Source organism: Kitasatospora sp. NPDC057500 (assembly GCF_042802195.1).
Lineage (GTDB): Bacteria > Actinomycetota > Actinomycetes > Streptomycetales > Streptomycetaceae > Kitasatospora.
This window is the reverse complement of record NZ_JBHVER010000358.1, coordinates 1-4,363: the sequence shown is the minus strand read 5'-3', so window position 1 is coordinate 4,363 and position 4,363 is coordinate 1. Positions and strand designations below refer to the sequence as shown.

Annotated in this window: 3 protein-coding genes; all 3 read left to right on the top strand. The window is 72.5% G+C overall.

All coding sequences use genetic code 11. The annotated features are described in order from the left end of the window. The first annotated feature begins 284 nt into the window (after positions 1 to 284). The gene (locus tag ACFU74_RS36305; RefSeq protein WP_380764401.1) at positions 285 to 1,796 is read left to right on the top strand and encodes an MFS transporter; all 1,512 of its coding nucleotides are present in this window, start codon (positions 285 to 287) and stop codon (positions 1,794 to 1,796) included. A 56-nt stretch (positions 1,797 to 1,852) separates the two neighbouring features. Further along, positions 1,853 to 3,214 carry a cytochrome P450 gene (locus ACFU74_RS36300; protein WP_380764400.1) on the top strand — a complete coding sequence of 454 codons (1,362 nt, stop codon included), beginning with the start codon at positions 1,853 to 1,855 and terminating at the stop codon, positions 3,212 to 3,214. Positions 3,215 to 3,331: 117 nt separating this feature from the next. Then, a complete protein-coding gene (locus tag ACFU74_RS36295) occupies positions 3,332 to 4,354 on the top strand; it encodes an L-tyrosine/L-tryptophan isonitrile synthase family protein (RefSeq protein ID WP_380764399.1) in 1,023 nt (340 codons plus the stop codon). The last annotated feature ends 9 nt before the right edge of the window (positions 4,355 to 4,363 follow it).

The following is a 4,363-nucleotide window of genomic DNA, read 5'->3' as shown; positions in this document are numbered from 1 at the left end:
CCCCGACGGCACGTTCGACACCCGGCCGCTGACGGATGACGGATGACAGATTTCAAAATCTGTCATCCGTCATCTGTTATCTGAAATCTGTCAGTTGTCAGCCGTCAGCGGCCCGGCTCCCGGCTCCCGGCCTCGGGCAAGATCAGCCACCGTCGTCATGATCCGGCCAAGCCTCAAAAATCCCCCACCTGTTCGGAACCCGGACCCGGGTGCCTCCGACTGCTGTACCGGACGCCGCCGCCGAGGTGGTGTCCGGACAGCACGGGGGGAACGGAGGATGACCCATGGCAACGCAGCAGTCTCCCGCCGTCGGCGCACCGGGTAGCAGCCCGGCCGGGGCGGAGGACCGGTGGAGCCTGGTCTTCGCCGCGGGCCTGCTCTCCTTCGTCGCGATGCTCGACATGAACGTCGTGAACCTCGCGCTCACGGACATCGCGAAAGCCTTCGACGTCTCCCCCACCACCGCCCAGTGGGCCGTACTCGGCTACCAGCTCCCCCTGGTGGCCCTACTGCTGCCCGCCGGGCGGTGGCTGGACCAGGTCGGCCTGCGCGCCGCACTGCTGCTGGCCGTCGCCTGCTTCGCGCTCTGCAGCGTCCTGGCCGCCGCCGCGCCCTGGGCGAGCTGGCTGATCGCCGCCCGCCTCGCCCAAGGCGCTTTCGGCGCCGTGCTGTTCGTCCTGATGCCGGTCCTCGCCGCCACCTCCGTGCGCCCCGAACTGCGCGGCCGCGCGATGAGCGTGCCCGCCACCCTGGGCCCGCTCGGCGCCGTCACCGGCCCGGTGATGGGCGGCCTGCTGCTGGACCACGTCGGCTGGCGGGCGATCTTCCTGGTCAAGCTGCCGATCTGCCTGGCCGCCTGGCTGATCGCGCACCGCAACGCCACCCGCGGCGGCAAGCGGCTGCGGCTGCCCGACGCCGGCTCGCTCGGCGACGCCGCGCTGATCGGCTCGGCGATCGGCGCCGTCCTGCTCGGGCTCACCCTCGCCCCGGACGCGCCGCTCTGGCTGCTGCTCACGCTGCCCTCCGTGCCACTGCTGCTGATCTGGCTGCGCCGCCCCGGCGGGCGCCCGGTCGCCACCGTGCTGCGCGTCTCCCGCACCGCCCCCGTGAACGGCTCGGTGCTGGCACTCGCCGCGGGCTTCGCCGCCACCCACTTCCTGCTCGCCCAGCACCTGCGCCGGGAGACCGGTGTGAGCGCGACCACCACCGCGCTCACCATGCTGGCGTTCCCGCTCGGCATGGTGGTGGCCGGCCGCTTCGGCGGACGGCTCGCGGACCGCTGGGGCGCCCGCCCGACCGCGCTCACCGGCGCCTGCGTCACCACGCTCGGCCTGCTGCTGCTCGTCCCGGTGGACAGCAGCTGGTCCTCGCCGGACATCGCCTGGCGGCTCGCCGTGGCCGGCGCCGGCATGGGCCTCAACGGCGGCCCGGTCCAGGCCCTGGTGATGACCGCCGCCCCGCGCGACCAGCTCGCCACCGCCGGCTCGGCCGTCCAGCTGTCGCGCAGCCTCGGCTTCGCGCTCGGCCCCGCGCTGGGCACCGCCGCCACCCTGTACGGCACCACCGAGATCGCCGGCGTGCGGGCCGGCCTCACCGTCGCCGGACTCGCCGCCGCCTGCGCCGTGGCCCTCCTCGCCCTGCACCACCGCAGCGCCAAGGCAGGCGCGGGCGCCAAGGCCGCCCAGCCCGCCGACCGCGCCAAGACCACCACCGGCACCACCACGAGCACCACCGCAAGCACCACCGGCACCGAGAGCACCACCGACACCGACCGGACGATCAGCAGCCCCGCGTGACAGATCGTCACCGCGCGGCCTGCACACGGCAGATCCACACCGGAGGAACATCCGCAATGACCGAAACCGTCCACGACCCGACCGCGGCGGGCGAGGCGCCCGACGGGCCCCGCTGCCCGTTCGGCTACGACGAACTCCCCGACCCCGTGCCGCTGTCCGGCCCGGAGTACAAGAGCGACCCCTACCCCCTCTACCGGCGGATGCGGGCGGCCGGCCCGGTCCACCGGGTGACCTTCCCGAGCGGGGTCGGCGCCTGGCTGGTCACCGGCTACAAGGCCGCCCACGAGGCGCTCAACGACCCCCGGCTCGGCAAGAACCACGCGCTCGGCAACGAGGACTGGCGCCGGCTCGCCTCGATCATGCCCGAGCCGCAGCACTCGCAGCTCCAGGTGCACCTGCTGCACCAGGACCCGCCGAAGCACACCACGATGCGCAAGCTCGTCCTGGACGCCTTCTCACCGCGCCGGGTGGAGCGGCTGCGCCCGCGCATCCAGGAGCTGGCCGATGCGCTCATCGACGAGCTTCCGCCGACCGCCCCGGCCGGCGGCACCGACCTGGTGGCCGGCTTCGCGGCCCACTACCCCTTCCGGGTTCTGGCCGAAGTGATCGGCCTCCCGCAGGAGTTGGCGGTCAAGTTCGATCGCGACTGGGGCAAGGTGGTGCAACCGGTCGGCCCGCAGGACCCGGGCCGACCGGCGTACGAGGGCCGGCTGCGCGGCCTGCAGACCTACATCGCCGAGGTGGTCACGCACAAGCGCGCCACCCACGACCCCTCCGGGCCCGACGTGGACCTGCTCGGTCGGCTCGTCGCCGCTTGCGACGCCGGTGAGTTGAGCCCCGAAGAGCTCGACTCGATGGTGTTCCAGCTGCTGGTCGCCGGCCAGGAGCCGGTCACCAACCAGATCACCACCATGCTGATCACCCTGCTGCGCCACCCGGAGCAGCTCGACCGGCTGCGCGCCGCCCTCGACCCCGAGGCACCCGCCTCCGACCCGGGCCTGCTCACCCGGGCGATCGAGGAACTGCTGCGCTACGACGGCGCGTTCGAGCTCACCACCTGGCGCTTCTTCGCCGAGGACAGCGACCTGCACGGCACCACCGTCCCGGCCGGCGACTCGGTGATCGTCTCGCTCGGCGCCGCCAACCGCGACGAGGACCAGTTCACGGACACCGACGTCCTGGACTTCGACCGCTCCCCCAACGCCCACCTGGCCTTCGGCCACGGCATCCACTTCTGCCCCGGCGCCGCCCTGGCCCGGGCCGAGCTCCAGATCGCCATCGGCACCCTGCTCACCCGGCTGCCCGGGCTGCGTCCGTCCGTCGCCGACGACGAGGACATCGACGCTCTCGCCTGGGTTCCCGCCGTCCTGGCCCGTGGGGTGAACCTGCTCCCGGTCGCCTACGACCGGCGGATCTGAGCTTCTGCGAAGGGGCGACCACGCTTCTCCCTGCATCCACCACAGCGTCCCGGCGACCACCGCCGGGGCGTGGCTCCGCCTGCCCGAAGCCCGATCACCGTTCCGTGGAGGACCACCATGCCGCCCGCCGGCACCGTCACCAGCAGCTCCAGCAACTCCCAGGCCGTCAGCACCGGGAGTGACGCGACCACCGCGCAGACCAGCGCCGGGTACACCGTCCCGGACCAGCAGACCATCACCCGGATCTCCGCCGAGATCCTTGACCTGCTGCTCCCGCACCGCCGCGCCTCCGACCCGGAGGTCGACGCCGCGCCCGCCGACTTCCCGCTCCAGATGGAGCAGTTGGCGGACTTCATCACCGCCGGGGACCCGATCCTCTTCACCCTGCCCGGGTTCCCCTGCAAGTCCCCCAACCTCGCCAAGGTGCTCGGCCACCTGCCCGACGAGGGCGAGCGGCTCTCGCTCACCTTCCTCAACCGGCTGGCCGAGGAGATCGGCAAGGTCTACGAGCCCGGCGCCAAGATCCTGATCTGCTCCGACGGGCACATCTTCGGCGACCTCATCCACGTGCCCGACGACAACATCGACCAGTACTCGGACGAGTTGGCGGCGCTGATCGAGCGCGAGGGCCTGACCAACCTCGACACCTTCGACCTGCGGGCCGTCCTCGGCGACCTGCCCTTCGACGAGAAGCGCGCCCGGGTGCACGCCCAGTACGCGCCGACCAAGGAGGAGCTGCGCGAGCAGGTGCTCACCGACGAGGAGACCGCCAAGCTCTATCGCGGCATCACCCGCTTCCTCACCGAGGACACCTTCGGCTGGACCGGCACCAAGTCCGCCCTGCAGAAGGACTGCCGCCAGCGCGCCTACGGCGTCATCCAGCGCAGCCGCGCCTGGGGCGACCTCATCGCCGAGCAGCACCCCCGCTCGTTCCGGCTCTCCATCCACCCGCAGAAGGTCGGCGTGCTGAAGTTCGGCATCCGGCTGCTTGAGCACTCGGACATGTGGATGACCCCGTGGCACTCCTCGGTGCTGCACCGCCAGGACGGCGAGTGGGAGCTGCTGCGCAGCGAGGAGGCCGCCAAGGTCGGCCGCCTCGTCGAGCGCAACGGCCGCCCGAGCCACTACGAGACCTCCTGACACTCGACC